This window comes from Mobilibacterium timonense, assembly GCF_900155555.1.
GTDB classification, from domain to species: domain Bacteria; phylum Bacillota; class Clostridia; order Peptostreptococcales; family Anaerovoracaceae; genus Allobaileyella; species Allobaileyella timonense.
On the sequence record NZ_FUHN01000007.1, the window covers coordinates 111,993 to 136,311 of the forward strand.

19 protein-coding genes and 1 other RNA gene are annotated in these 24,319 nt (G+C 54.0%); 15 read left to right on the top strand and 5 right to left on the bottom strand.

All coding sequences use genetic code 11. The features are described 5' to 3' along the window. Positions 1-16: 16 nt before the first annotated feature. Positions 17-2,437 carry a phenylalanine--tRNA ligase subunit beta gene (pheT, locus tag BQ7382_RS03510; protein ID WP_077390763.1) on the top strand — a complete coding sequence of 807 codons (2,421 nt, stop codon included), beginning with the start codon at positions 17-19 and terminating at the stop codon, positions 2,435-2,437. Positions 2,438-2,579: 142 nt separating this feature from the next. Here the strand turns inward: pheT and BQ7382_RS03515 are convergent, their stop codons facing one another. Beyond that, positions 2,580-3,224: a thiamine diphosphokinase gene (locus BQ7382_RS03515; protein ID WP_077390764.1), complete on the bottom strand. Its 645-nt coding sequence runs from the start codon at positions 3,222-3,224 to the stop codon at positions 2,580-2,582. 167 nt (positions 3,225-3,391) lie between these two features. Between BQ7382_RS03515 and BQ7382_RS03520 the strand changes: the two genes are divergently transcribed. Continuing rightward, positions 3,392-4,393 (top strand): alpha/beta fold hydrolase, encoded by a 1,002-nt coding sequence (locus BQ7382_RS03520; protein ID WP_077390765.1) that lies wholly within the window; start codon positions 3,392-3,394, stop codon positions 4,391-4,393. A gap of 8 nt (positions 4,394-4,401) precedes the next feature. After that, entirely contained in the window at positions 4,402-5,640 is a 1,239-nt protein-coding gene (locus BQ7382_RS03525) for a DUF975 family protein (protein WP_077390766.1), read from the top strand. Here BQ7382_RS03525 and BQ7382_RS09445 read toward each other — a convergent pair. The 4 genes from BQ7382_RS09445 to pepF form a co-directional block, all read right to left on the bottom strand. Continuing rightward, positions 5,593-5,754 (bottom strand): EAL domain-containing protein, encoded by a 162-nt coding sequence (locus tag BQ7382_RS09445; protein ID WP_144082077.1) that lies wholly within the window; start codon positions 5,752-5,754, stop codon positions 5,593-5,595. The two genes, BQ7382_RS03525 and BQ7382_RS09445, sit on opposite strands and share 48 nt — an antisense overlap. 86 nt (positions 5,755-5,840) lie before the next feature. Continuing rightward, complete coding sequence (locus BQ7382_RS03530; RefSeq protein ID WP_077390767.1) at positions 5,841-6,749, bottom strand: RluA family pseudouridine synthase; 909 nt, start codon at positions 6,747-6,749, stop codon at positions 5,841-5,843. Positions 6,750-6,769: 20 nt separating this feature from the next. Further along, positions 6,770-7,573: an NAD(+)/NADH kinase gene (locus BQ7382_RS03535; RefSeq protein WP_077390768.1), complete on the bottom strand. Its 804-nt coding sequence runs from the start codon at positions 7,571-7,573 to the stop codon at positions 6,770-6,772. Positions 7,574-7,578: 5 nt separating this feature from the next. Next, entirely contained in the window at positions 7,579-9,402 is a 1,824-nt protein-coding gene (gene pepF, locus BQ7382_RS03540; protein WP_077390769.1) for an oligoendopeptidase F, read from the bottom strand. Positions 9,403-9,501: 99 nt separating this feature from the next. Here pepF and BQ7382_RS03545 point away from each other — a divergent pair, with 99 nt between their 5' ends. The 12 genes from BQ7382_RS03545 to BQ7382_RS03600 all read left to right on the top strand — a co-directional run bounded on the left by BQ7382_RS03545 (position 9,502) and on the right by BQ7382_RS03600 (position 24,303). After that, positions 9,502-10,128, top strand: coding sequence for a hypothetical protein (locus BQ7382_RS03545; protein WP_077390770.1), 627 nt, complete (start codon positions 9,502-9,504; stop codon positions 10,126-10,128). Beyond that, positions 10,129-11,355, top strand: coding sequence for a M16 family metallopeptidase (locus tag BQ7382_RS03550; protein WP_077390771.1), 1,227 nt, complete (start codon positions 10,129-10,131; stop codon positions 11,353-11,355). A gap of 4 nt (positions 11,356-11,359) precedes the next feature. After that, positions 11,360-11,788, top strand: coding sequence for a dUTP diphosphatase (dut, locus tag BQ7382_RS03555; RefSeq protein ID WP_077390772.1), 429 nt, complete (start codon positions 11,360-11,362; stop codon positions 11,786-11,788). Positions 11,789-11,830: 42 nt separating this feature from the next. Continuing rightward, the gene (locus BQ7382_RS03560; protein WP_077390773.1) at positions 11,831-12,856 is read left to right on the top strand and encodes a deoxyguanosinetriphosphate triphosphohydrolase; all 1,026 of its coding nucleotides are present in this window, start codon (positions 11,831-11,833) and stop codon (positions 12,854-12,856) included. Then, complete coding sequence (dnaG, locus tag BQ7382_RS03565; protein ID WP_077390774.1) at positions 12,856-14,637, top strand: DNA primase; 1,782 nt, start codon at positions 12,856-12,858, stop codon at positions 14,635-14,637. Before BQ7382_RS03560 ends, dnaG begins: the two co-directional genes overlap by 1 nt. Next, positions 14,630-15,838: an RNA polymerase sigma factor RpoD gene (gene rpoD, locus BQ7382_RS03570; protein ID WP_077390775.1), complete on the top strand. Its 1,209-nt coding sequence runs from the start codon at positions 14,630-14,632 to the stop codon at positions 15,836-15,838. Before dnaG ends, rpoD begins: the two co-directional genes overlap by 8 nt. Before the next feature lie 3 nt (positions 15,839-15,841). Next, positions 15,842-16,597, top strand: coding sequence for a tRNA (adenine(22)-N(1))-methyltransferase (locus tag BQ7382_RS03575; protein WP_077390776.1), 756 nt, complete (start codon positions 15,842-15,844; stop codon positions 16,595-16,597). After that, positions 16,573-17,652, top strand: coding sequence for a YkvI family membrane protein (locus tag BQ7382_RS03580; RefSeq protein ID WP_077390777.1), 1,080 nt, complete (start codon positions 16,573-16,575; stop codon positions 17,650-17,652). Before BQ7382_RS03575 ends, BQ7382_RS03580 begins: the two co-directional genes overlap by 25 nt. 47 nt (positions 17,653-17,699) lie before the next feature. Further along, positions 17,700-18,044: RNase P RNA component class A (gene rnpB, locus BQ7382_RS03585), an RNA gene on the top strand. A gap of 72 nt (positions 18,045-18,116) precedes the next feature. Next, a complete protein-coding gene (locus BQ7382_RS03590) occupies positions 18,117-22,490 on the top strand; it encodes a 2-hydroxyacyl-CoA dehydratase (protein ID WP_077390778.1) in 4,374 nt (1,457 codons plus the stop codon). Between the two features lie 142 nt (positions 22,491-22,632). Then, positions 22,633-23,355, top strand: coding sequence for a YebC/PmpR family DNA-binding transcriptional regulator (locus tag BQ7382_RS03595; RefSeq protein ID WP_077390779.1), 723 nt, complete (start codon positions 22,633-22,635; stop codon positions 23,353-23,355). A gap of 396 nt (positions 23,356-23,751) precedes the next feature. Continuing rightward, positions 23,752-24,303, top strand: a complete 552-nt coding sequence (locus BQ7382_RS03600; RefSeq protein ID WP_077390780.1) for a leucine-rich repeat domain-containing protein — start codon at positions 23,752-23,754, stop codon at positions 24,301-24,303. The last annotated feature ends 16 nt before the right edge of the window (positions 24,304-24,319 follow it).

The window sequence follows — 24,319 nt, forward strand, 5'->3', positions numbered from 1 at the left end:
AAGGAGGTTTGGAATAATGAAAGTATCACTGAATTGGGTCAAGAAATACGTCCAGCTTTCTGAGGATCTCACAAATGAGCAGCTGGCATACGATCTCACCATGCGCACGGTGGAGGTCGAGAACGTAGAGAGCAGCGCGGATAAATTCAAAAACATAGTAGTAGGAGTGATCAGATCCGTCGAGCCGCATCCGGATGCAGACAGGCTGAGAGTCTGCATGGTGGACGTAGGTGACGGAGAGGACAAGCAGATCGTATGCGGAGGCTCAAATCTCTACGAAGGGGAAAAAGTAGTCGTATCCAAGCCGGGTGCAATGGTGTACTGGCACGGCGAAGGCGAGCCTGTTGCCATCAAAGAGACGAAGATGAGGGGCGTAAAGTCCTACGGCATGATCTGCGGAGCAACAGAGGTCTACCTGGAGGATTACTATCCGCCGTCAGACGAGAGAGAGATCGTGGATCTCGGAGACACGGACTGCTATCCGGGTGAAAATCTTGCTGAAGTCATCGGGATGGACGACACCATCCTGGAGATCGACAACAAGTCACTGACCAACAGGCCTGACCTGTGGGGCCACTACGGTATAGCAAGAGAGCTGGCCGCCATATACAAGGTGCCGCTCAAGCCTCTTTCCCAGGAAAAGCCTGATCCTTCTCTGCCAGGCTATCAGGTGGACATCCAGGTCCCTGACAAGTGCAGACGCTTTGCCGCCATCGTCATCGATGGTGTCGACAGCAGGCCTTCTCCGAACTGGATGAAGACCGCCGTTACGAACGGAGGAATGAGACCGATCAACGCCATCGTAGATATAACCAACTACATCATGATGGCCGTAGGACAGCCTACACACGGATACGATTTTTCCCACGTTGAAGACCACATCATCGTCAGAAACGCGAAGCCGGGAGAGAAGCTGATCCTCCTGGATCAGAGCGACCTGGATCTCACCGAGAGCGATCTGGTCATCTGCGACGTGGAGGAGCCTATCAGCCTTGCGGGCATCAGGGGAGGAAGAAAGGATTCGATCCTTCCTGACACCAGAAAGATCGTCCTGGAGTTGGCCAACTTCAGCGCCGAGACCATCAGAAAGACGGGAAAGCGCTTCGACCAGAAGACCGATGCTTCCATCAGGTACGAAAAGGGCATCGACACACAGAGAGTGGATCAGGGAATTTCCCTGGCCATGGAGCTTTTCAGGGAGATCTTCCCTGAGTCCAGGATCCTGGCCTACGGAGATACATATCCGGTGAAGACGGAGCAGTCGGTGATCCAGGTGGACAGGGGACTGCTCGATCGCCGTCTCGGAAAGGTGTTCCCGGATGCCGAGATCGAGGACACACTCACCAGACTTGGATATGATGTGCAGTGGAATGAAAAGGGGTTCCTTGCGACTGCTCCAACGTGGAGATCCACGGGAGATGTGTCCATGTGGGACGACGTCATGGGAGACCTTGCGAGGATATGGTCCTTCGAGAGCTTCGAGGCTACACCTCTCCCTGTGAACTTCGAAAATGCAGTCCACCAGCCAGTTCAGGATCTTGACAGGAAGCTGAGAGAGCATCTGGCCTTCCGCTGCGGATTCAACGAGATCTTCACTTACCCATGGGTAGAGGAGAAGTACATCGACGCCGCAGGCATCGATAAGACCGATGCCGTTCGGCTGGCTACACCTCCGGCACCTGACATGGTGAACCTGAGGCAGTCCCTCGTTCCGGGCATGCTGGAATCGGTGATGAAAAACCTGAGATACTTCGAGGACTTCAAACTCTTCGAGATGGCACAGGTGTACCACAAGGGCGAGTACCACGAGAGCACCGAGGAGGAGACGCTGCCTGTACAGAAGTTGACCCTCTGCGGAGCAGTAGTAGGTAAGGATGGAAAAAATGACTTCTTCGATGCCAAGGGTGCGGTGGAGTCGCTGGCGAGGTACTGCCAGATGGAGCCGCTTACACTGAAGCAGGTTGAGAAGCCGTCCTGGGCAGATGAAAAGGTATACCTGAACATCCTCCGCGGAAAGAAAGTCATCGGAGCGCTGGGACTGGTATCCGTACAGGCTATGAACGCTGCCGGCATCAAGAGGACGAACATGGCCGTATTCGAGCTGGATGAGACGGCTCTGGAGCCTCTCGCATCCAGAGACAACAAGTTCGAGCACCTGCCTCTGTATCCTGAGGTGGATGAAGACCTGTCCATCCTGGTGGATGAGGGCATCAAGTGGGCCGACATCGCAGAGGCCATCAAGCATCACTGCAAGGACCTGAGGTTCGTCGAGGAATACAGAGGACAGCAGGTACCTGAGGGAAAGAAGTCCGTCACCCTGAGCCTGACCATTGGATCGGACAAGGGCACAATGGATTCCAAGGCGATCGACAAGAGAATGAACAAGATCATCAAGACACTGGAGAACAAGGTAGGCGCCGAGCTGAGAGAGGGCTAGGAACGAGCCGGGACCAGTCCGCTTTTACGCTTGCGGAGGGGGCTCGGAATACAAAAAAACAGAAGCGGGGCTGCTCACAAAGCAGCCCCTTTCACATATGCTGAGATATCTGCACGCAGCTTTGACATTCAGCGAAGAGCGCCTACTTCTCTTCGATGTCGCTGGACCTTGCTATGAGGAGAGAGCCTTTTTTTACAGAGACCCTGGCCGCATCTCCGGAGACCTCGTTGCTGATACCCAGCGTCGAAGCGCGCTTCATGTCAACATTGGAGAGCTGGTATTTCGCGCCTGATATGGTGACGCCCCTGGCCTCACGGTCCAGTGGCACAACACCGAAATACTGGTACCGCAGGGATTTCGGGAGGACGATCGAGCTGTTTGTGATCATGGTCAGGTAGTTCCGGTCGTCCATGAATCTCAGCTTTATCTTGTCGCTGTACTTGCTGAGGATGGAGATGTTCCCGAGCATGTGGTCCAGGCGTCCGCCTATGCCGCCGTAGCAGGTGACGTCGTCGCAGCCCATCTCCACCGCATGGTTGAGGCTTGCCTCGGCGTCGGTGATGTCCTTTTCGGCGGGGTAGGTGATGTAAAGACAGTCGAATTTCTCGTCGATGCTGGTGGAATCGAAGTCGCCGATGACTACGTCTGGAAGTATGTTGTAGCTTCTGGCGATCATCTGTCCGCCGTCGGCGCATATGATGTAGTCGGCCTCTTCTGTGAGCTGGTACAGAAGCTGGTCGGACGGGTAGTTAACATAGGATAGAATTATCAGACATTTTTTGCTCATGGTTATTGCCTCCTGATAACTGGATTATACACCACAGGGGGTTGTGCAAAAACACCGGTAGAATATAATAGTTTTCACGCTCTCATCATTTTGCTTTGTATACTTGTGAGATGTATAGGAACGATGAAAGGTCAGAGTAAGGGTATTGTTTATAGAGGGGAGTTTCGATGAGGGTTCCGTATGATAATCTGGAATACCGTCAGTTTATGGACACGACAGTCAGGAAGTGGCTGGACGAAAAGGTGGCCGAGGGCAGGGTCACAACGCCCGACGACATGGAGCTGCAGTATTTCAAGGCCGTTCAGGATGATGACGTTGAAAATAAGGGAAATATTGTTATAATACACGGGCACAGCGAGTTTTTCGGGAAGTACCACGAGGTGGCCTATGATTTCTACGACATGGGGTATTCGGTGTATTTCCTGCAGCTCAGAGGCCACGGGAAGTCCATGCACGTCTCTCACGACCCGGAGTACATCCACGTGAAAAGCTTCCTTGAATACGTCACGGACATCAAGACCTTCATGGACGAAGTGGTGCTGAAGGACGGCAATGCCGGTCCACGCATACTCTTCGCCCACTCCATGGGAGGCTGCGCCTCCGGTCTTTTCCTGGAGAGACACCCCGGATACTTCCACTACGGGATCCTGTGCTCGCCGCTGTGCAAGCTCAGCTTCCCTAAGGACCCTTACTGGAGGGGCAGGATAAAGCTCTTCTATTCGGGCGTCATGGGCTGGGAGGACGAGGCCGTGGAGGGGATGAAGCGCTTCGACGAGAAAAAGATAAGGTGCATCCCCGTGAATTTTTCGGCGGTGCGGTACGAGTATCAGTTCAGGCAGAGGGTGGAGGTGCCGGAATACCGGGCACACATGACCACCTATTCCTGGATCCGTGCGGCCTACCAGGCCAGCAGTGAGCTGATGGCGAAGTGCAGTGTGATACAGATCCCGCTGCTTCTGCTGAGCGGCACTGCGGATCACATGCTGGACCGCCAGGGACACTTCGATTTCGCCGAGAGGACCGGAAACACGAAACTGGTTGAGATAGAGAACGCCAGCCACGATATTTACTCCTGTGCGCCGGAGATACTGGAGGATTTCTGGGACGCCATAGACAGCTTCCTGGAAGAGATGGAACGCAGTTTCAACAGCGATAAGGCTAAAATTTGAGGTAAAAGATGAACAACAGATACATTGTGAGAGAGCCCAACGGACTTATACGAGTTCTGACACAAAGGCACCTGGACGGCCACATGGCCAACTATTTCCTGGGGATATTCATATTCATGCTCCTGGACGAGTGGATCCCCAACATCCTGGGAGTGTTTATCCCAAGGTCGTATTTCGACGTGCTGGGATACACCCAGAACATGCCGGCCGACGTGATACAGAACCTCCCGCGGCTGCCCTTCGTGATGCTGGTGTATGCGGTGCTCATGGGCGGCGTGCTGGTCATGGGAAGGTGTATCTACACTTTGTATTTTCTCCGCAACCGCTCGGTGTCACTGCCTTCGCTTTTTGACGGCTTTCAGTTTTATCTGAAGGCGCTTGGGCTGTACTTCATACAAGTGCTGATCATCTCGGCCATGACCATGCTCTTCATATTCCCGGGCGTGATAGCCTATTTCATGTTCAGCCAGTCGTTCTTCATACTGGCGGATGACCCTTCGAAAGGGATCTTCCAGATCCTGGCAGAGAGCCGTCTCCGCATGGCCGGCAACAAGATGAAGCTCTTTTCCTTCGACATGACATATCTGCTGCTGATAATGCTCTGTCTGATACCTTCATACGCGATTCAGTACTACAGTGGATTCGATTCTTCGACGCTTCTGTGGACGGTGATCTATCTGGTCTTAAGGCTCCCGATGGTCTACGCCATGGGACAGCTGTACCTCGGTCAGACCGTGTTTTACGAACTGCTGATCACCGGCGGATTCAGGAGGTTCGAGTACAGGGGTGAGAGCACGTTCAGGGACGCCTTCGACCAGGCCCCGAACATGTCAGGGTATCCGTTCGGCATGGGACGTCAGGACCAGGGGCAGAGTGGGTATTACGGAGGTGTGCAGAGCGATCGGAATGAGCAGAACGGACAGACAACTCAGGACGTGAACTACGAACAGCAACCGTATAGAGACACTCAGCCAGATGATAAAGCGGCCGGTAACGAGAACGCCGGGACTGAGGATACGGAAAAAACAGGATACACCGAGGCGAAGGATCCCGTATCTGCGGAGAATTCCAGTCCTGCCGACGCCGATAGCTGTGCTGACGAGTCTGTAACGGAAAACTACCAGGTGGATGAGACTGCTGATGCCGGCCAGCCGGTGGAGGATGTGGATGGAAGCGTAGATGAAGTATCTCAGGGAGACTTAGACGATCCTTTCGGCGACGAGGATGACGACGGATTCCAGAACTGACACCGTCCTCATCCCGAGAGCCTCGGCGGTCTCGCCTGTGCTGCATTCCACGATAGGCTGGTAGTAGACCTTGAGCCACTGATTTCTGACCGTCCTGTCCACATTTGCCAGCACGTGCGTCCGTATTTTCTCGTTCAGCTCCAGCTCCTCATCGTAATAGAGGAGCCGGATCCAGTTGATGCCGATTCCTTTTTCTATTGTTATTTTATCTGATCCCGCAGCCCTGCTATGAGCCCTGCCATGTCGTCAGGCAGAGGGGCCGTGATGTCCAGAATGTCCCCGGAGACCGGGTGGTGTATCACTATGCGGGTAGAGTGGAGAGCCTGCCGGTCCAGCATCCCGTCACCGGTCCCGTAGAGTGGGTCTCCCACCAGCGGGTATCCGATATGAGCCATGTGCACCCTGATCTGGTGAGTACGTCCAGTGTGAAGAGTCAGGCGTACCAGCGTGGTGTCCCGAAACCTTTCGAGAACGTGGACATCGGTGACCGCCGGCTTTCCATCAGGCAGGACTGCCCTGTGTATGTTGTCGTCCACCGGGCGGCCGATCGGAAGGTCGATGGTGAAGTCTCTCTGATCCTCAGGGATGACTCCGTGGACCACCGCCGTGTATTCCTTTATAACGTTTCTCGCCCGGAGCTGTGTGGATATCTCGTTTTGGGCGTTGGAATTCTTTGCGACTATCACGATGCCCGTGGTGTCCATGTCGATCCTGTTGGCGAAGCGTATCTTGAAGCTCTGGTGGGTGTCCTCCATGTACTTCTGGATCCCGTTTGCCAGGGTGTGATACGGATGTCCCTTTGTCGGATGGACCGTGATCCCCGGCTGCTTGTTCACTATCAGGAGATCGTCGTCCTCGAAAAGAACGCTTATCGGAATGTCCTCGGGAGGAAAATCGCTCTTTTCCTCCGGGAGCCTTATGGAAATGATGTCTCCGGGGTGGACCACTGTGTGGCCTGGGACAGGCTGCCCGTTAAGGTCGACCAGCTTGTCGAATTTCATCCTGGTCCTGAACCGGTGGGAAAATTTAAACTCCGACCGCAGGAGCTCTGCTACTCTCTTGCCGTCGTCTCCGGTGGTAACTGTGTATTTGTATTTTGCCTTGTTCATCTCGATATCTGAAGTTTCTCCTATAGAAGTTTGGACTTGAGTTTCTCCCAGTAGTTGTAGGACTCGAGCCGGATCAGATCCACCGTTATCGGTGACTGGGTTATTCGGATCTCGTGCACGTTATTGAAAACTCCGCTCAGCCCGTCGTACACCACCTCTATCTTGTCCCTCGACGTCCTCTCGCTGGCCTTGAGGGTGAGCTTCATGTCTGCAGGATAGAGTATGCTGGACCTGAAGCACCTGTAGGCGTTGGTGTTCATTGGCGCTATCGGGGTGAGCTGCAATGCGTCAAGCTCGGGTGCGGCCAGGGCGCCACCAAGCGAATAGTTGTATGCTGTGGAACCGGCAGACGTGGATACCAGAACGCCGTCGCCGCTGAAATCCTGGATGTCCGTGTCTCCCATCTGGATCGTGAAGTGGGTGAGGTGGGTGTATGGTCCCCGGAAAAGGACCTCATTCAGCCCCAGCACCGTTGTCTCACCACGGCTGGAGACGATGCAGGCGCTGACAGGGTGGAGCTTCTGTATGGTGAAGCGGTCTTCACTGATTATCCTGTGGAAGGACTTGATGTGCTGTGCCCTGAGCTCCTGAAAAAAGCCAAGGTGCCCCGTGTTTATGCCCACGATGGGCTGGCGGGGGAAGCCGCAGGCGTGGACGAAGCGGAGGAACGCGCCGTCTCCGCCGATGCACACCAGAATGTCCGCCTCGCCGTAGTTAGAGGTGACTTCGACACCCTGGGACTCCATGACATCACGAAATTTTTCCGCGGCCTCGGCAGAGGCCTTATTGTTGTTTTTGTAAATATAGACCTTGTTCAGTTCCATTTCATCTACTCCATGAGCTGATCCAGCTGGTCCACCAGGCCGCTGAACACCTTGAGCGCGGAATCCACAGGCTCTGGAGTGCTCATATCCACACCTGCGACCTTGAGAAGCTCTATCGGATAGTCGGAATCTCCGAGCGTCAGGAACCTGAGGTAGTCCTGTTTTTCCTTTTCCCCGCCCGAGAGGATGCGCTGAGAGATGGCTGTGGCCGCAGAGTACCCCGTGGCGTATTGGTAAACGTAGAAGTCCCTGTAAAAATGAGGGATCCTTGACCACTCGTATTTGATCAGGTCGCTGTGCTCCATATCCGGGCCAAAGTACTGAGTGTTCAGCTCGTCGTAGATGGTGTTGCAGGTCTCAGGTGTCAGGGAGCCGCCTTCAGATACGATCTTGTGGGTCTCCCTTTCGAATTCCGCAAACATGGTCTGGCGGAAAAGTGTGGCCTTGAATTCGTCTATGTAGAAGTTGATCAGGTATTTTTTCAGCTCAAGGTCTCCAGATGCTTCGGCCTCGCCGAGGAGATACCTGATAAGCAGGGACTCGTTGACCGTGCTTGCCACCTCTGCTGTGAAAATGGAGTGCCCGGCGTAGATGTACGGCTGGGTCTTCCGGGTGTAGTAGGAGTGCATGGAGTGCCCGCCCTCGTGGACGAGGGTGAAAATGTCGTTTAGGCGCCCCGTGAAGTTCATGAGTATATACGGGAAGCTGTCGTAGGAACCGAAAGAGTAGGCGCCAGATGTCTTTCCTTTGTTTTCGTAAACGTCCACCCAGCCTTCCTCGAGAAGACCCTTGCGCAGCGTGGTTACGTATTCTTTTCCCAGCGGCTGCAGGGCTTTGCAGGCCACGTCAACGGCCTCTTCAAAAGTGTATTCCAGCCCTGAAGGTTCGACCAGAGGGCGGTACACGTCGTACATCTCCAGCTTGTCGAGACCAAGCACCCTCTTTCGGATACACACGTAGCGGTACATGGCCGGGAGGTACTCGTGGACCGTCGAAATGAGGCCATCGTATACCCGGATCGGGATCATCTCGGGAGACATGGCCTGATCCAGAGGAGACTCATAGTGTCTGAGCCTGGAGATCACAGCGTCCTCTTTGACACTGTAGTTGTAGGCGGTGGCAATGGTGTTGTTCAGCTTGCTGTATTCGCCGTAGACCCTTTCGAATGTGTTCTTCCTGAGTGTCCTGTCCTCGTCCTCCATGAGGCGTATGAACGAGCCGTGGGTGAGCTGGTGCTTCCCACCATCGGAGTCCTCTACCGAGCCGAAGTCCATGTCGGCATCGTTGAGCATGGAAAAGATTTCTCCCGGTGCGCCGAGAGAGTCACTCAGTGCGGAGAGAATATGCTCGGATTCCTTGCCCAGCACGTGAGGCTGCTGGTGTATGATCTGCTGGAGCATGAAGCGATATGTCTCAAGAGCGGGTTCCTCGTCCACGTATTCCATGATCTGATCCGGATCTCCAGACAGGAGCTCCGGTACCATGAAGGAAAGGGCTGCGGAGATCTGTGCAGCCGCCGTCATGGCCTTCTGGTTCATCTCCAGGTATTTGCTGTTGCCGTTGTCCTCGTCCTGCTTCATGTGGGAGTAGACGATGGCGTGGGAAAGCTTCCTGGATATCCGGCACTCGGTCTCCAGGGCATCAAGGAGGCTGGAAGGGGAGTCCATGATATGGCCCTGGAAACGGCCGAAGCTCTCGCTCATCTCCAGAGCATCTTTTACATCCTGGTGCCAGGCGGCCTCATCCGGGTACATGGCCTGGATATTCCATTTATATTCACTGCTTATTTCATCTCTTTTTTTATTTCTCTGTTCATTATCTTTCTCCATTGTGCTATAATGTAGGTTACGCCAGAATACCTCTATGTATTTTATATACAGGCCTTCCGACGCCGTAATGATAACACAAATGACTTGAAAGGTGAACGCATGAGCAGAAGCGGGCTTTACGACATCGTTGACATAGACGGACCAGAGGACTTCAAATACTTCGAGAACGTGGCAGACCTCCTGGAGACTGACGAGTATATCGATGATGGTGAGCTGAGGGTGCTCCTGGCGCAGGTGGACAAGAAGGACCTGCTGGAGCTCCTGGACAGCTACTTCGATGAGGTCCAGGGGATGATACCCCAGGAGGAGACGGACTTCTTCGTGACTGTTGACACGATAAGAAGATCCATCATCGGCACAGTCACGGAGAACGCAGAAGGGGGAGACGCCGGTGCCATGACAGATGCGATCCAGACCTTCAGGAAATGGTATCTGAGGAACGACAATGTCTTTGACATGAACGACGGCTCAGAGCTTTCCGTCAGGGATGCGCTGTTCAACCTGAGGGCGGCAAAGATCACGGGAGATGACCTGAAGTACGATTTCAGGACAGCTCTCGATTACAGCGCCGACAGCTACGGAGTCCTGGTACAGGATCTGGTGCAGGAGGAGCTCGCATCCGATGACGGAGAGGGTACAGATATGGGGTATGTTCCCGACAATCCTTACTCCGGCCTTTCAGAGGATGAGATAACAGAGATGCTTGACCAGGAGGAAAGGAGATAGATGGCAGAGATCACGGTACTCGATTCAGGAGTAAGACTGATAACAGAGAAAATGGAAGGTGTGAGATCGGTGTCCGTCGGCATCTGGTGCGACACGGGATCGGTCTACGAAAAGCCTGAGGAATTCGGCATGTCTCACTACATAGAACACATGCTTTTCAAGGGCACGGAGACCAGGTCGGCGTTTCAGATCGCGGACGAGATCGACCGCATAGGCGGACAGATGAACGCCTTTACCGGAAAGGAAAACACCTGCTTTTACATAAAATCCCTTGACCGCCACTTCCGGGAGATAGCCGATGTGCTGACTGACATGATAGAGCACCCGGCCTTCGATCCACAGGAGATGGAGAGAGAAAAACAGGTGGTCATTGAGGAGATCAACATGAACGCCGACGACCCTGATGACGTTGCTCTGGACTCGCTGGAATCCATGATGAGCAGGGGGTCCGGCCTGGCACATCCGGTGCTTGGGTACAAGGACACGGTGTCATCGTTCACGAGAGCCATGGTGACGGACTACTATTACAGCCACTACACGACCGACGCCATCGTGGTCTCGGTAGCCGGATCCTTCGACTACCAGGAGGTGAAGGATTACTTTTCCGGGAAGTTCGCGGGACTCGGGAAAAAGAGAGACGTTGAACAGTCTCAGGCCGTGGAGAACCCGGGCGAGAGCGTCACAGTGGTGAAGGACATCGATCAGGCCCACCTGGCCATGGGCGTGAAAGCGATCCCAGTCACAGATGACAGGAGATATGCCCTGTCGATACTCAGCAGCGTCATGGGAGGCGGGATGTCGTCCCGGCTTTTCCAGTCAGTGAGGGAGAAGAAGGGCCTCGCCTATTCCGTATACACGATGACGGGATACTACCGGGAGACCGGCATGTTCGTGATCGCCGCCGGCGTGGGGAAGGACAGGGTCGACGAGGCTTTGGGCGCCATCCGCGAGGAGCTGGACAAGCTCAGGAACGGAGAGGTCACACAGGATGAGCTGGACAGCTCGAGAGAGCAGCTGAAGTCCATGTTCATCTTCGGCCAGGAGAGCGTTCAGACGCGTATGATCAGCAACGGCAGGGACGTCCTGGCCAGGGGGTACTGTCCGTCACAGGACGAGATCCTGTCCCGTTTCGACGATGTGACGCTGAAAGACCTGGAAGAGGTCAAGACTCTCATATGCGATCTGGATCAGTACGGTATTGTAAACGTCACGGGAAAGGCTGAATAGTCACATGAAGATCAAGATGATATCCAAGAGCGGTGTGATCCCTGAATACAAGACGGAAGGAGCTTCCGGCATGGACATCAGGGCGTACCTGGACGGTCCGCTGGTGATGCATCCGATGGAGAGGATGCTGGTGCCTACGGGACTTTTCATAGAGCTCCCTCCGGGGTACGAAGCCCAGACCAGGGCGAGATCCGGACTTGCCGTGAAATACGGCATAGGTCTTGTGAACGGCATCGGGACCATCGATTCGGACTACAGAGGAGAGCTTAAGGTGCCGCTGATCAACTGGGGCAGCGAGGACTTCGTGATAAACAACGGAGACAGGATCGCACAGATGGTCATCGCAAAATACGAAAAGGTGGAGATAGAGCTTACGGACTCCCTTGAAGAGACGGAAAGGGGAACCGGCGGTTTCGGCCACACCGGGATATAGGAAAAGTTTGTAACAACTTCAGGATGCGCAGCGGAGGGGGCCATGCAGTTCAGGACAGATCTTGAAAAAAACGAATATCTTAGACTGGATCCCAGGGCATGCAAGGCGGCGGATTCCCGCGGAAGGAAGGATCCGGAGGAGAAGTGCCAGTTTCGCACGGATTTTCAGCGGGACAGGGACAGGATCGTCCACTCCAAGGCCTTCAGGAGGCTGATGCACAAGACGCAGGTATTCCTGTCGCCGGAGGGGGATCACTACAGGACCAGGCTCACCCACACCCTCGAGGTGGCGCAGGTGGCAAGGACGATCGCCAGGATTCTGAACTACAACGAGGATCTGACCGAGGCCATCGCCCTCGGCCACGACCTCGGGCATACGCCCTTCGGCCACAGCGGTGAAGCCGTGCTGAACAGGATATACCCCGGTGGTTTCAAGCACAACGAACAGAGCCTCAGGGTGGTGGACAGGCTGGAGGAGACCTCGAAGCGGACCGGACTCAACCTCACCGAAGAGGTGAGGAACGGGATCCTGTGCCACAGCGGAGACCTCAAGGCCTTTACTCTTGAGGGGCAGATCGTTGGCATAAGCGACAGGATCGCATATATCAACCACGACATCGACGATGCCATAAGAGGCGGCGTTCTCAGCCCGGAGGACCTTCCGGCAGAGGAGATAAGAGTGCTTGGTAGCACGCACAGCAGCAGGATAAACAACCTTATACGCGACCTCGCCGAGAACAGCAGCGGCAGGGATGAGATCCGGCAGAGCCCTGAGTTCAGGGAGGCCCTGATGGATCTTCGCCGGTTCATGTTCAGGAACGTCTACAACAGTCAGAAGGTCAAGGACGTGGAGGATCTGGAAAAGGTGGAGAGGATAGTCGAGTCTCTTTACGGATACTATCTCGATCGCCCGGAGGAGATGCCTGAGTTCTACTTCAGGATAGCTGAAGACGACGGACCGGCAGCTGCCGCCAGAGACTACGTCTCCGGAATGACGGATCACTTCGCGTCGGCGCTGTACGGAGTGCTTTTCGAAGGGAAAATGCCTGAGCAAAGGGGCGTGATCTGATGACCCTGAACAACGATTTCGTAGACGAGCTGAAGATGCGGATAAATATAGTCGACGTCATAGGAAGGGACGTGGATCTGAAAAAGGCCGGCTCCGGATATAAGGGGCTCTGTCCTTTCCACAACGAGAAGACACCGAGCTTTTCCGTCAACGAGAAGGATCAGTATTTCCACTGCTTCGGCTGCCACGCTAAGGGCGACGTGATCACCTATGTGATGAAAAAACAGGGACTCACGTTCATGGAGGCCGTGGAGAAACTGGCGGACGAATACGGCATCAAGATGCCGGAGCGTACCGGGCGAAGAGAGGACTTCAGCCGCTTTTACAACATAAACAAGATGGCGGCGAGATACTTTTTCCACGAGCTCACAGCGAGGCCGAACATGGGCCTCAAATACCTGCGGGACAGGCAGGTGAAGGACAGCACAATAGCGAAGTTCGGACTCGGGTACAGCAGTTCTTCGTACGAGGGCCTCTACGAGCATCTGAAGTCTCAGGGTGTGTCCGATGAGGACATGCTGCGCCTCGGCCTTGTGAAGCAGGGAAAAAGAGGACCTTATGACAAGTACCGCAGCCGCGTTATGTTCCCGATCTTCGATACCACGGGACGGGTCATAGGCTTCGGCGGAAGGAAGATAAACAACGACGACAGGGGACCGAAATACCTGAATTCCTCGGAGAGCGAGATCTTTCTGAAGAAGAACAATCTTTTCGGCCTGAACATTACCAAGTCCGACATAAGCAGGGCAGATCAGGTGCTCATAGTCGAGGGATACATGGACATGATCTCCCTCTGGCAGAACGGAGTCACCAACGTGGTAGCCTCGCTTGGGACTGCACTTACAGAAAACCAAGTTAGATTGGTGACAAGATTTACAAAAAACGTGATCCTGTCGTATGATTCTGATGAGGCCGGGATCAGGGCTGCCCTGAGAGGTATAGAGGTTTTCGATGGATCCGGGGCCAACGTTCGGATACTCCAGGTCACCGGCGGTAAGGATCCGGACGAATACGTGAAGAAATACGGCGGAAAGGCGTTTCAGAAGCTCGTTCAGGATGCCCTTCCCGCCGCTGAATTCAGATTCAAGGCCATGGTCAGAGGCAGGGACCTCACCGACGAGAGGCAGCTTCTGAGCTACATCAGGGACATCATCCCTTTCATGAGGAAGATGGATCCGCTGGAACAGGAGATATACATCAAGAAACTGCACCGCGACTACGGCATCGGTGAGATGGCGCTTCAGTCGCAGCTCAGGCTTCCAGAGGATGCCGGAAGCCCGAAATACGACAGGCGCCGGGAGCACATAAACGTGATCCAGAAGGAACCCGATGACAGGAAGCTGCGGCTCGAGCTCTCTCTGGCATCCTTGATGATGTCGAACCGCAGGTACATTAACAGAGCCCGTGAGGACGGGATAACATTCGAGACCGCTCTCGGCAGCAGGGTGGTCGCCGAGACAGAAAAGCTGGCAGAGACCTGGGGAGATGGAAGAGTCATCACCCTGGACGACATCTGCTCCAGGCTCGACCCGGATGAGGAGAGCCGCGTAAGGAAGTTGATCAGGCCGGTCGGCCCGGAAGAGGAAGAATACTATCTGCAATGCAGGGCGGAATACCAGCTCGACAAGCTGGATGAAAAGCGCGCCGAATACCAACACAGGATAGTTGACCTCGAGATGGGCGGATCGGATGAGGATAAAGAAGAAATTGAAGCACTCGCCCGCGCTGTCGTGGAGATAGACGGGGAGAAGAACAGAATCAGGGGGAGTTTGAATGCCTAAGAAGAAATCAGCAAGCACGAATATTGAAGACAAGATCAAGAAAATCGAATCTGACAGAGAGCTTGATTCTGATGAAAAGGAAAAACTGATAAAGCAGGAAAAGACCCTGGAGATGAGGGACAGGTACGTTGCCGACCTGGTGGAGGCCGCCAGGAAGTCCAACAATGTCATCACCACAGGTGAGGTTGGAGACTATCTGTCCGACCTCAAGCTCTCCGTAGAGGAGATCGAAGGTGCCTACGACATGCTTGAGAAGGAAGGGGTCACCATCGTCAACAACAGAGACGAGGTTCCGGACCTCGATGAGGAGGACGGAGTGGTGCTGGACGAGAACGGTGGCATCGACGTAGAGAAGACCGTTCCGAAGAGCGTTCCTACTGACGACCCGGTGAGGATGTACCTCAAGGAGATCGGTAAAGTTCCCCTGCTCACGGCTGAGGAAGAGCGCGAGCTCGCCATCCGCATGCAGAACGGAGACGAGGAGGCCAAGAACAAGCTGTGCGAGTCCAACCTCAGGCTGGTGGTAAGCATAGCCAAGAGATACCTGAACAGAGGACTCACGTTCCTCGACCTCATTCAGGAAGGAAATCTCGGACTCATCAAGGCAGTGGACAAGTTCGACTACACAAAGGGATTCAAGTTCTCCACCTATGCAACATGGTGGATAAGACAGGCGATCACCAGGTCCATCGCCGACCAGGCCAGGACGATCAGGATCCCTGTCCACATGGTGGAGACGATCAACAAGCTCATCAGGATACAGAGGCAGCTGCTCCAGGAGCTGGGCCGCGAGCCTACCGCCGAGGAGATCGCCAAGGAGATGGGCATAACCGTGGAAAAGGTGAGAGAGATCAAGAAGATATCCCAGGATCCTGTTTCCCTGGAGACGCCTATCGGTGAGGAGGAGGATTCCCACCTCGGAGACTTCATCCCTGACGACGACGTTCCGGCGCCTGTGGACGCTGCGGCGTACTCAATGCTGAAGGAACAGCTCATGGAGGTGCTGGACACCCTTTCGGAGAGGGAGAAGAAGGTCCTCATGCTCAGATTTGGCCTCGAGGACGGCAGGCCGAGGACTCTCGAGGAAGTTGGAAAAGAGTTCAACGTCACCCGCGAGAGGATCAGGCAGATCGAGGCAAAGGCCCTGAGGAAGCTGAGACATCCGTCCAGGAGCAAGAAGCTGAGAGACTATCTGGAGTAGCCCATGAAGCTCAGCCCCAGATTGTTAGCGATGTATGGCCAGATAGGAAAGGGTGAACGGGTCGCCGACATAGGCACTGACCACGCTTACATCCCGATCCTGCTGATGAAAAACGGAATATCACCTATGGTGATCATGTCTGACATCAGCGCTGGCTCCATGAAAAAAGCAAAAGGCAATTGCATTGAACAGGGGTTTGATTTTCCAGCCCCCTGTTTCAGAGTTGGAGACGGCCTTTCCACCATCCTTCCGGGAGAGGTGGACACGGTCGTTATCGGAGGCCTCGGAGGCCGTACCATAGCAGGCATCCTGGCCGCCGACCAGAAGAGGACGAACTCCTTCAGGAAACTCGTGCTCCAGCCGAGGAACAACAGCGGAGAGCTCAGGCTCTATCTCCATCTGACCGGGTGGAGGATCGCACGGGAAACGCTCGCTCCGGAGGGCAAGTTCATCTGTGAGATAATAACGGCCCTTGCACCGGAAAAAGGAAATGAGTTTTTTCCGGAGTTTTCCGGGGAGGATGGACTGGTGCGGCTCCTCGAAGAGGGGAGAAACTGCCGCTGGCGGTACCCCGAGTCTTTTCGGGAGCTTCCGCCGGACCAGAAAAGGCTTTTACAAAAAAGGCTCGACTGGAAATTCGAAAGCATCCGCCAGGAGATAGAGAACCTCGGGAGGAGCACGGGAGATTGGAATGACAGAATAGCAGAGCTGGAAGAGGAAAGAGAGTATCTCACATGGATAGGGGAAAACTTAACGTGATACAGGTCGCCGTGATGTACATCGGAGTCATCATGGGTGCCGGTTTTGCGTCGGGAAGAGAGACATGGCAGTTCTTTGGTGTGTTCGGAAAGGACGGCATAAAGGGGATCCTGCTGGCGACCGTTTGTTTCGTGGTCTTCGGACACATGATCAGCTACATCGCCATCAGCAAGGACACACAGGAACTGGGGAAGGTGGTGTCGCCTTTCAACAGCAAGGTAGTGGACGACGTCATCGGATGGGTCCTTGCCATAATATACTATTCCATGATAATCGCCATGTCCGCTGCCGGAGGCTCTCTCCTCGAATACCAGTTCGGAGTGAACAAGATAGTCGGCGGGACGATCATTGTCGTTCTTACCGTCGCTACCGCCGCAGGAGACTTCCAGAGGATCTCCGGTGTTTTCAGGACTCTGATCCCCATCACGTTTACTGTGGTGATGATAGCCATAGTCATGGTGCTCATGAAGGGGCAGGACCAGAGCGGCCCGGTATCCGGATACCAGCCAGGGTCCATGACACCGACTCCGTGGATCGCAGCGCTGGTGTTTGTATCTTACGATTGCCTGGGCATGATAACCATGGCCGCAGCTACCGCGATACGGGCGAAAAACAGAAAGACTGCTTTTGCAGGATCTCTTCTTGGGACCCTGCTCCTTGGTGTTCTGACCCTGTCGCTCCTCCTCGTGATACTCACGGATATGAACCTGGCCAGCAGGCTGGACCTGCCGATGCTGGGATACGCCATGAAGGTGTCACCGGTACTCAACGTGGTGTACGCCGTGGTGCTTTATGTTGCGGTATATTCGACTGCCGCCAGCACCTTCTACGGTTTCAGCACGAAGCTGAAGGAAGGAAAGTCCAAGATCTGGATCATGGTGGTCAGCGCCGCCATAGGTCTGGTCGTCGGACTCAGCGGATTCAAGACCATCGTCGAGATACTCTATCCGATACAGGGATACATCGGATTTGCGGTATTGCTGCTGATCGCCGTGAATTACGGCAATGAGGTCAGGAAGAACAGAAAAAAATCCCTTGCACATAGTGGTAAATAAAGGTGTTTCAGCTTGACAAAAGGCGTTTAACACTTATAATAACCTAGCGGGTAAACCAGACGATCGCGTGCAGTATGCATGAGGAAAGTCCGGGCTCCACAGGGCGAGGATGCCAGATAACGTCTGGCGTAGGTAACTATAGGGAAAGTGCAACAGAAACATTCCGCCGAAACGGGTAATGCCGTGGTAAGGTTGAAATGGTGAGGTAAGAGCTCACCGGCGCAATGGAGACATTGCGGCCGTGTAAACCCCATCCGGAGCAAGACTAAGACAGGGTTTGTAGTGCAGTGGCCCGCTGCCCCCGAGAGGTAAGTCGCTGGAGGCTGTCAGCAATGGCAGTCGTAGATGGATGATCGTTTAATACAGAACCCGGCTTACGGTTTGCCCGTTATCTATTTTTGACTTTGAAAAATTCGTAAGAGCCACATGGCCTTGCGGATTTTTATTCTATTCAAGAGGTTTTTATGAGATTAGGAATCGACGTAGGATCCACGACAGTAAAGCTGATCATACTTGATGACGACAACAACATCGTCTATTCCAGGTATGAGAGGCACATGTCCAACGTGTTCGACAAGGTGAAGGAGCTGCTGGAGGATCTGGAGAAAAAGGAAGGAGATCTCAAGGTAAAGGCTGTGATCACCGGCTCCGGTGGAATGTCCCTTGCTGATCTCTTCGGCATCAGGTTCGAGCAGGAGGTCATCTCCTGCAGCCGTGCGGTGGAGGAACTGATCCCGGAGACCGATGTTTCCATTGAGCTGGGCGGAGAGGACGCAAAGATCACTTACTACGGTTCAACCGTCGAGCAGAGGATGAACGGCACCTGCGCAGGAGGCACGGGCGCTTTCATCGACCAGATGGCAGTTCTCCTGAACACCGACGCCCAGGGCCTCAACGAGGCCGCAAAGGGTATGAAGATGATCTATCCGATCGCTTCCCGGTGCGGAGTGTTTGCCAAGACCGATATCCAGCCTCTCATCAACGACGGTGCGAGGGTGGAGGACATCGCTGCATCTGTTTTTCAGGCCGTGGCGAACCAGACCATAAGCGGGCTTGCCTGCGGACATCCGATCAAGGGGCACGTGGCATTTCTCGGTGGACCTCTCACATATCTGTCCGAGCTGAGGAAGCGTTTCATCGAGACGCTCCACCTGAAGCCGGAGGAGATCGTTTTTCCTGAAAACTCCAAGTACTTCGTCGCCATCGGCGCGGCATACCTGGCCGGAAAGGAGAAGGACTCCGACGAGGTCAGCATCTCGCAGCTCATCAAGAGGATCGAGAACGCTGATCCTGACAAGCTGTCGGGTACAAAGTACATCCAGCCTCTCTTCAAGGATGAGCAGGAGCTGCAGGAGTTCAGGGACAGGCACAGCAAGGCTAAGATCAAGCGTGGAGATATCTCGAAGGCAAAGGGACCGGTTTTCCTGGGGATCGACGCAGGCTCTACGACCACAAAGGCCACCGTCATAAACAACGACAAGGAGCTGATATTCGAGCACTACCAGAGCAACGAGGGAAATCCTCTCAAGGTCGTTAGAAATATACTTGAGGAACTGTATTCTCAGCTCCCGGAGGACGCCTATATCGGAAGGTCCGTGGCTACCGGCTACGGAGAGGGTCTCATCAAGGCAGCCTACAAGATAGACGAAGGTGAGATCGAGACCATGGCCCACTACAAGGCCGCTGAGGAGTTCCTGCCAGGAGTTACGTTCATCCTGGACATAGGCGGACAGGACATGAAGTGCATGAAGGTAAAGGACGGCGCCATCAACAGTATCATGCTGAACGAGGCATGCTCCTCTGGATGCGGTTCTTTCCTGGAGACCTATGCAAAATCCGTTGGCATGGAGGTGCCGGAGTTCGCGGAGGCGGCTCTGGAATCCAGAAGGCCTGTGGATCTGGGCACCAGGTGCACTGTGTTCATGAACTCAAAGGTAAAGCAGGCCCAGAAGGAAGGTGCCACCATCGAGGACATCTCCGCCGGACTGTCGCTTTCGGTAATAAAGAATGCCCTGTACAAGGTCATCAAGCTCAGGAATCCTAATGAGACCGGTGACAAGATCGTGGTCCAGGGAGGAACGTTCCTGAACGACGCAGTCCTGAGATCCATCGAGCTGGTCCTCGGAAAGAACGTCGTGAGGCCTGACATTTCAGGACTCATGGGCGCTTTCGGTGCATCGATAATCGCGAGGGAGAACTACGTCGAGGGCGAGCGCTCCGCTACACTCACCGCGGACAAGCTTTCTGATTTTTCCGTACACACGGAAAACGGGCGCTGCGGCAAGTGCGGAAACAACTGCATGCTGACCATATCCACCTTTTCCGACGGAAGCAGATACGTGACGGGAAACCGCTGCGAGAGAGGTGCCGGTGAAGAAAAGAAGAAGAACGACCTGCCGAATCTCTACCAGGAAAAGTACAAGCTTATTTTCGGCAGGAAGATACTCAGCCGGGACGAGGCCTGGAGAGGTGAGATTGGGATGCCCAGGGTGCTTAACATTCACGAGGACTACCCGTTTTGGAACGCCTTTTTCAACAAGCTCGGATTCAGGATCGTTCTGAGTCCGCCGAGCAGCAAGAAGATCTACGAGGAGGGGATGGACACCATCGCTTCAGATACGGCCTGCTACCCGGCGAAGCTGGTCCACGGCCACATCAAGTGGCTGGTGAACAAGGGCGTGAAGCGGATATTCTATCCGTGCATCCAGTATGAGGTGGTGGAGGACCCGACCGCTGCAAACCACTACAACTGCCCGATCGTGGCCACCTATCCTGAGGTCATCGACAAGAACATGGCCGATATTTTCTACGACAACGGCGTGGAATTCTACCATCCGTTCATCCCGTTCGACAGGGACGACCGCTTCGTGGAGGAGATGTACAAGTTCTTCAACGGCAAGCGGGAGATCGACAACGAGGCCCTTGAAAACATAAACAAGACCTACGATTTCAAGGATGACAAGAGAGATTATTCACTCATCCACAGCGGGATCACGAAAGAAGAGCTCAGGGAGGCCGTTAAGGCCGGCAGAGAGAGTTACCGGGCGTTCAAGGACAGGATGAGCCAGCTGGGGACCGAGACTCTGAAATACATGGAGGAAAACGATGTCAAGGGCATCATCCTCTCCGGCCGTCCATATCACATCGACCCGGAGATCAACCACGGCATAGATTCCGTGATCACATCTCTTGGCATGGCGGTCCTCACCGAGGATTCCGTGGCTGACAAGGTGAAGATAGCAAGGGACATCAGGGTGCTGGATCAGTGGATGTTCCACTCGCGCCTCTACAGAGCGGCGGTATTCGCAGGAGAGCGGGACGACGTTGAGCTGGTACAGCTCTTCTCCTTCGGTTGCGGTCTCGACGCCGTCACCACCGATGAGGTCAACGAGCTCCTTGACGAGAACAACAAGCTTTATACGCAGCTCAAGATAGACGAGGGCTCTAACCTGGGCGCCGCAAAGATCAGGATCCGTTCCCTCAAGGCGGCCATGATGGAGAGAAAGAAAAACGGCACCCACGCCAAGGGGATCAACGAGCCGTACAAGAGGGTCGAGTTCACAAAGGAGATGAAGAAGGAGGGATACACGCTCCTGATACCTCAGATGTCTCCGATCCACTTCCAGTACTTCGCACCGATCCTCCAGGCGGCCGGATACAACGCTGTACTGCTGCCACCTGTTACTAAGTCTTCGGACGAGGAGGGCCTGAGGTACATCAACAACGATGCGTGCTACCCGACGATCGTCACGCTCGGGCAGATCATCTCCGCGCTGAAGTCGGGAGAGTACGACCTCGACCGCACCGGGGTTTTCATGTCTCAGACCGGAGGCGGATGCAGAGCCAGCAATTACGTTGCCCTGCTGAGAAAAGCTCTTAAGGACCTTGGAATGGAGCAGGTGCCGGTCATTTCGTTCAACATGGCCGGACTGGAGAAGAACTCCGGGTTCAAGATAACCATCAACATGGCACTCAGCCTTGTATACGCCGTGGTCTACGGCGACCTGATCATGAAGTGCCTCTACAGGACGAGGCCTTATGAAAAGGTGAAAGGCAGTGCCAACGCCATCATGGACTCGTGGTACGACAGGATCATCGAGAACGTACTTGATCACAATCTGAGGCGGTTCAAGAGGAACATCAACGACATCGTGGATGCCTACGATAACCTGCCGATATACGAGGACATAAAGAAGCCTAAGATCGGTGTTGTGGGAGAGATACTGGTCAAGTATCATCCGAACGCCAACAACAACCTGGTGGACGTCATCGAGGAAGAGGGAGGCGAGGCAGTCGTTCCGGCCTTCATTGACTTCTTCGAGTATTCAATGCTCAACAAGATCTACGACTACCAGCACCTCTCCGGTACCAGGAGCGAGATGCGGAAGAACCGCTTTTCCCTCAGGTTCGTGGAGCATTTCCGCGAATTCGCCAGGGAGGCCTGCAGGAGGAGCAAGCGGTTCTACACCGACGAGTATATTGAAAACACAGCGGAGAACGCATCCAAGATAATCTCCATCGGCAACCAGTGCGGCGAGGGGTGGCTCCTCACAGGAGAAATGGTGGACCTCATCGATAATGGGGTAAAGAACATCCTCTGCCTTCAGCCATTCGCATGCCTTCCTAACCATGTGGTAGGAAAGGGCATGATCAAGGCTCTCAGGACATACGACGAGGATGCCAACATAGTGGCCATCGACTACGATCCGGGCGCCAGCAACGTCAACCAGATGAACAGGATAAAGATGATGATGGCCACGGCCTTCAAAAATCTGGAAAAGGAGGAGAATTCCTCTGATGTCGATCCCGACGCCGGCCGGGAAAAGAAGATGGCGTAGCTCGAATCACTGCGGCATCGAGGCAAATTACGCAGAGCCGCAGGCTTGTGAGCCGCGACTACTTGCCATATGCGCCTGAGAGGTGTATAATTCATTGGATTTTTGAGGAAAAATAAATTTTTGCTATATAAGGAGGTACCCGGTGGGTAGACACGGCACGATCGCAGGGAGGAAATCTGCACAGGACGCAAAGCGTTCCGCAATGTTCACAAAGTATACGAGACAGATCATAGTTGCGGCAAAGGACGGAGGAGATCCTGAATTCAACTTCACTCTCAGAGCCGCGATCGACAAGGCCAAGTCCATTGGAATGCCGGGAGCCAACATCGAAAGAGCCATCAAGAAGGGAACTGGAGAGCTGGAGGGCGAGTCCTACGAAGAGCTGACATTCGAGGGCTACGGTCCGTCCGGCGTGGCCATCATCGTGGAGGCGCTCACAGACAACAAGAACAGGACGGCTTCCTTTATCAGATCCACCTTTGACAAGAACGGAGGAAACCTTGGAACACCTGGATGCGTTTCCTACATGTTCTCCAGAAAGGGCGTCATTCTGGTGGAAAAGACAGATGATATCGACGAGGACGAGATCATGATGGCTGCTCTGGATGCAGGAGCCGAGGACATGAAGGTCGAGGATGACGCCTTCGAGATCCTCTGTGATCCGGGAGACCTCAAGGCCGTGACCGATGGAGTCAAAGAGGCGGGTTATGAGGTAGCTCAGTCCGAGGTGGAGTTCGTCGCATCAATCGATGCATCTGTCGCTCCTGACGACATGAAGTCACTGAGGAAGCTCATCGACACTCTGGAAGATAATGATGACGTTCAGAAGGTGGCATTCAATTGTGACCTTCCTGAGGAGGAATAAAATCAGATCTGCGACGTTGAAATCCTCGTGGAATGAAACTATAATGAATCAAGGGGTTTCCTGGGGTATGCGTTGGAGGCTTTTAATTGAACCTACACTTCTTCATCGGGATTCTTAGGACTGACTGCCAATGACCTGCCGCCTGCGAGCGGACTTCAGCGGCTGAGGAGAGAAGTACCCACCCTTATCTATTGATAGGGCGTCAATTAATACTCTGACGGTACTTTGGGGCCAACATAAAAATCAGCGCTTTTCGGTTTATCCGAAGGGCGCTTTTTTTCGTGTATCGATATCATGTCCCGAATTTGTCTCATATGGATTTCTATAATGTGATCAGAAACTAAGAAATGAAATGTGAGATGCGGTCCGATCGCCGCAGGTGTGAAGGAGACCAGTATGGAAAAACAGAAAACATCAGTTGGTGAAAGCATTACGGAATGCGATGTTATCTGCGGGCCGTCATGCGGAATTGGGAGCAGGGTCGCATATGGTGTTTACGGCGTGAGGGACAGAAAAGCCGGGCGCATACGCATCCCTCAGGAATACAACGGGCATTTAGTAATAAACATCCGACCTGGAGCGTTCAGGAGCAACAACAGGTTAAAGGAGGTGATCCTGAACAAATACATCAGCGAGATCCCGGAGGATTGCTTCGCGGGATGCACTCACCTGGAGAGGGTCATCATTCCCAGAAAGCTCTATAGTATAGAGGATGGGGCCTTCAGGGGATGCATATCTCTTAAAGAGATATATTTTGGCGGCACATACGACGAATGGAAGGCGATAAAGATAAAGGAGTTCATCCGCTGCGTGGAGACCAGCGGCAGATGCCAGCCTGGCAGACCGGTGGAGGATGTCACGAAGGACGTGCTGATACCAGTCACGGGCAACGAGGCCTTGAGGAGGGCGACGATATACTTCAGGTACAGCATGGAACAGCAGGAATAATTGAAATAACTGAAAT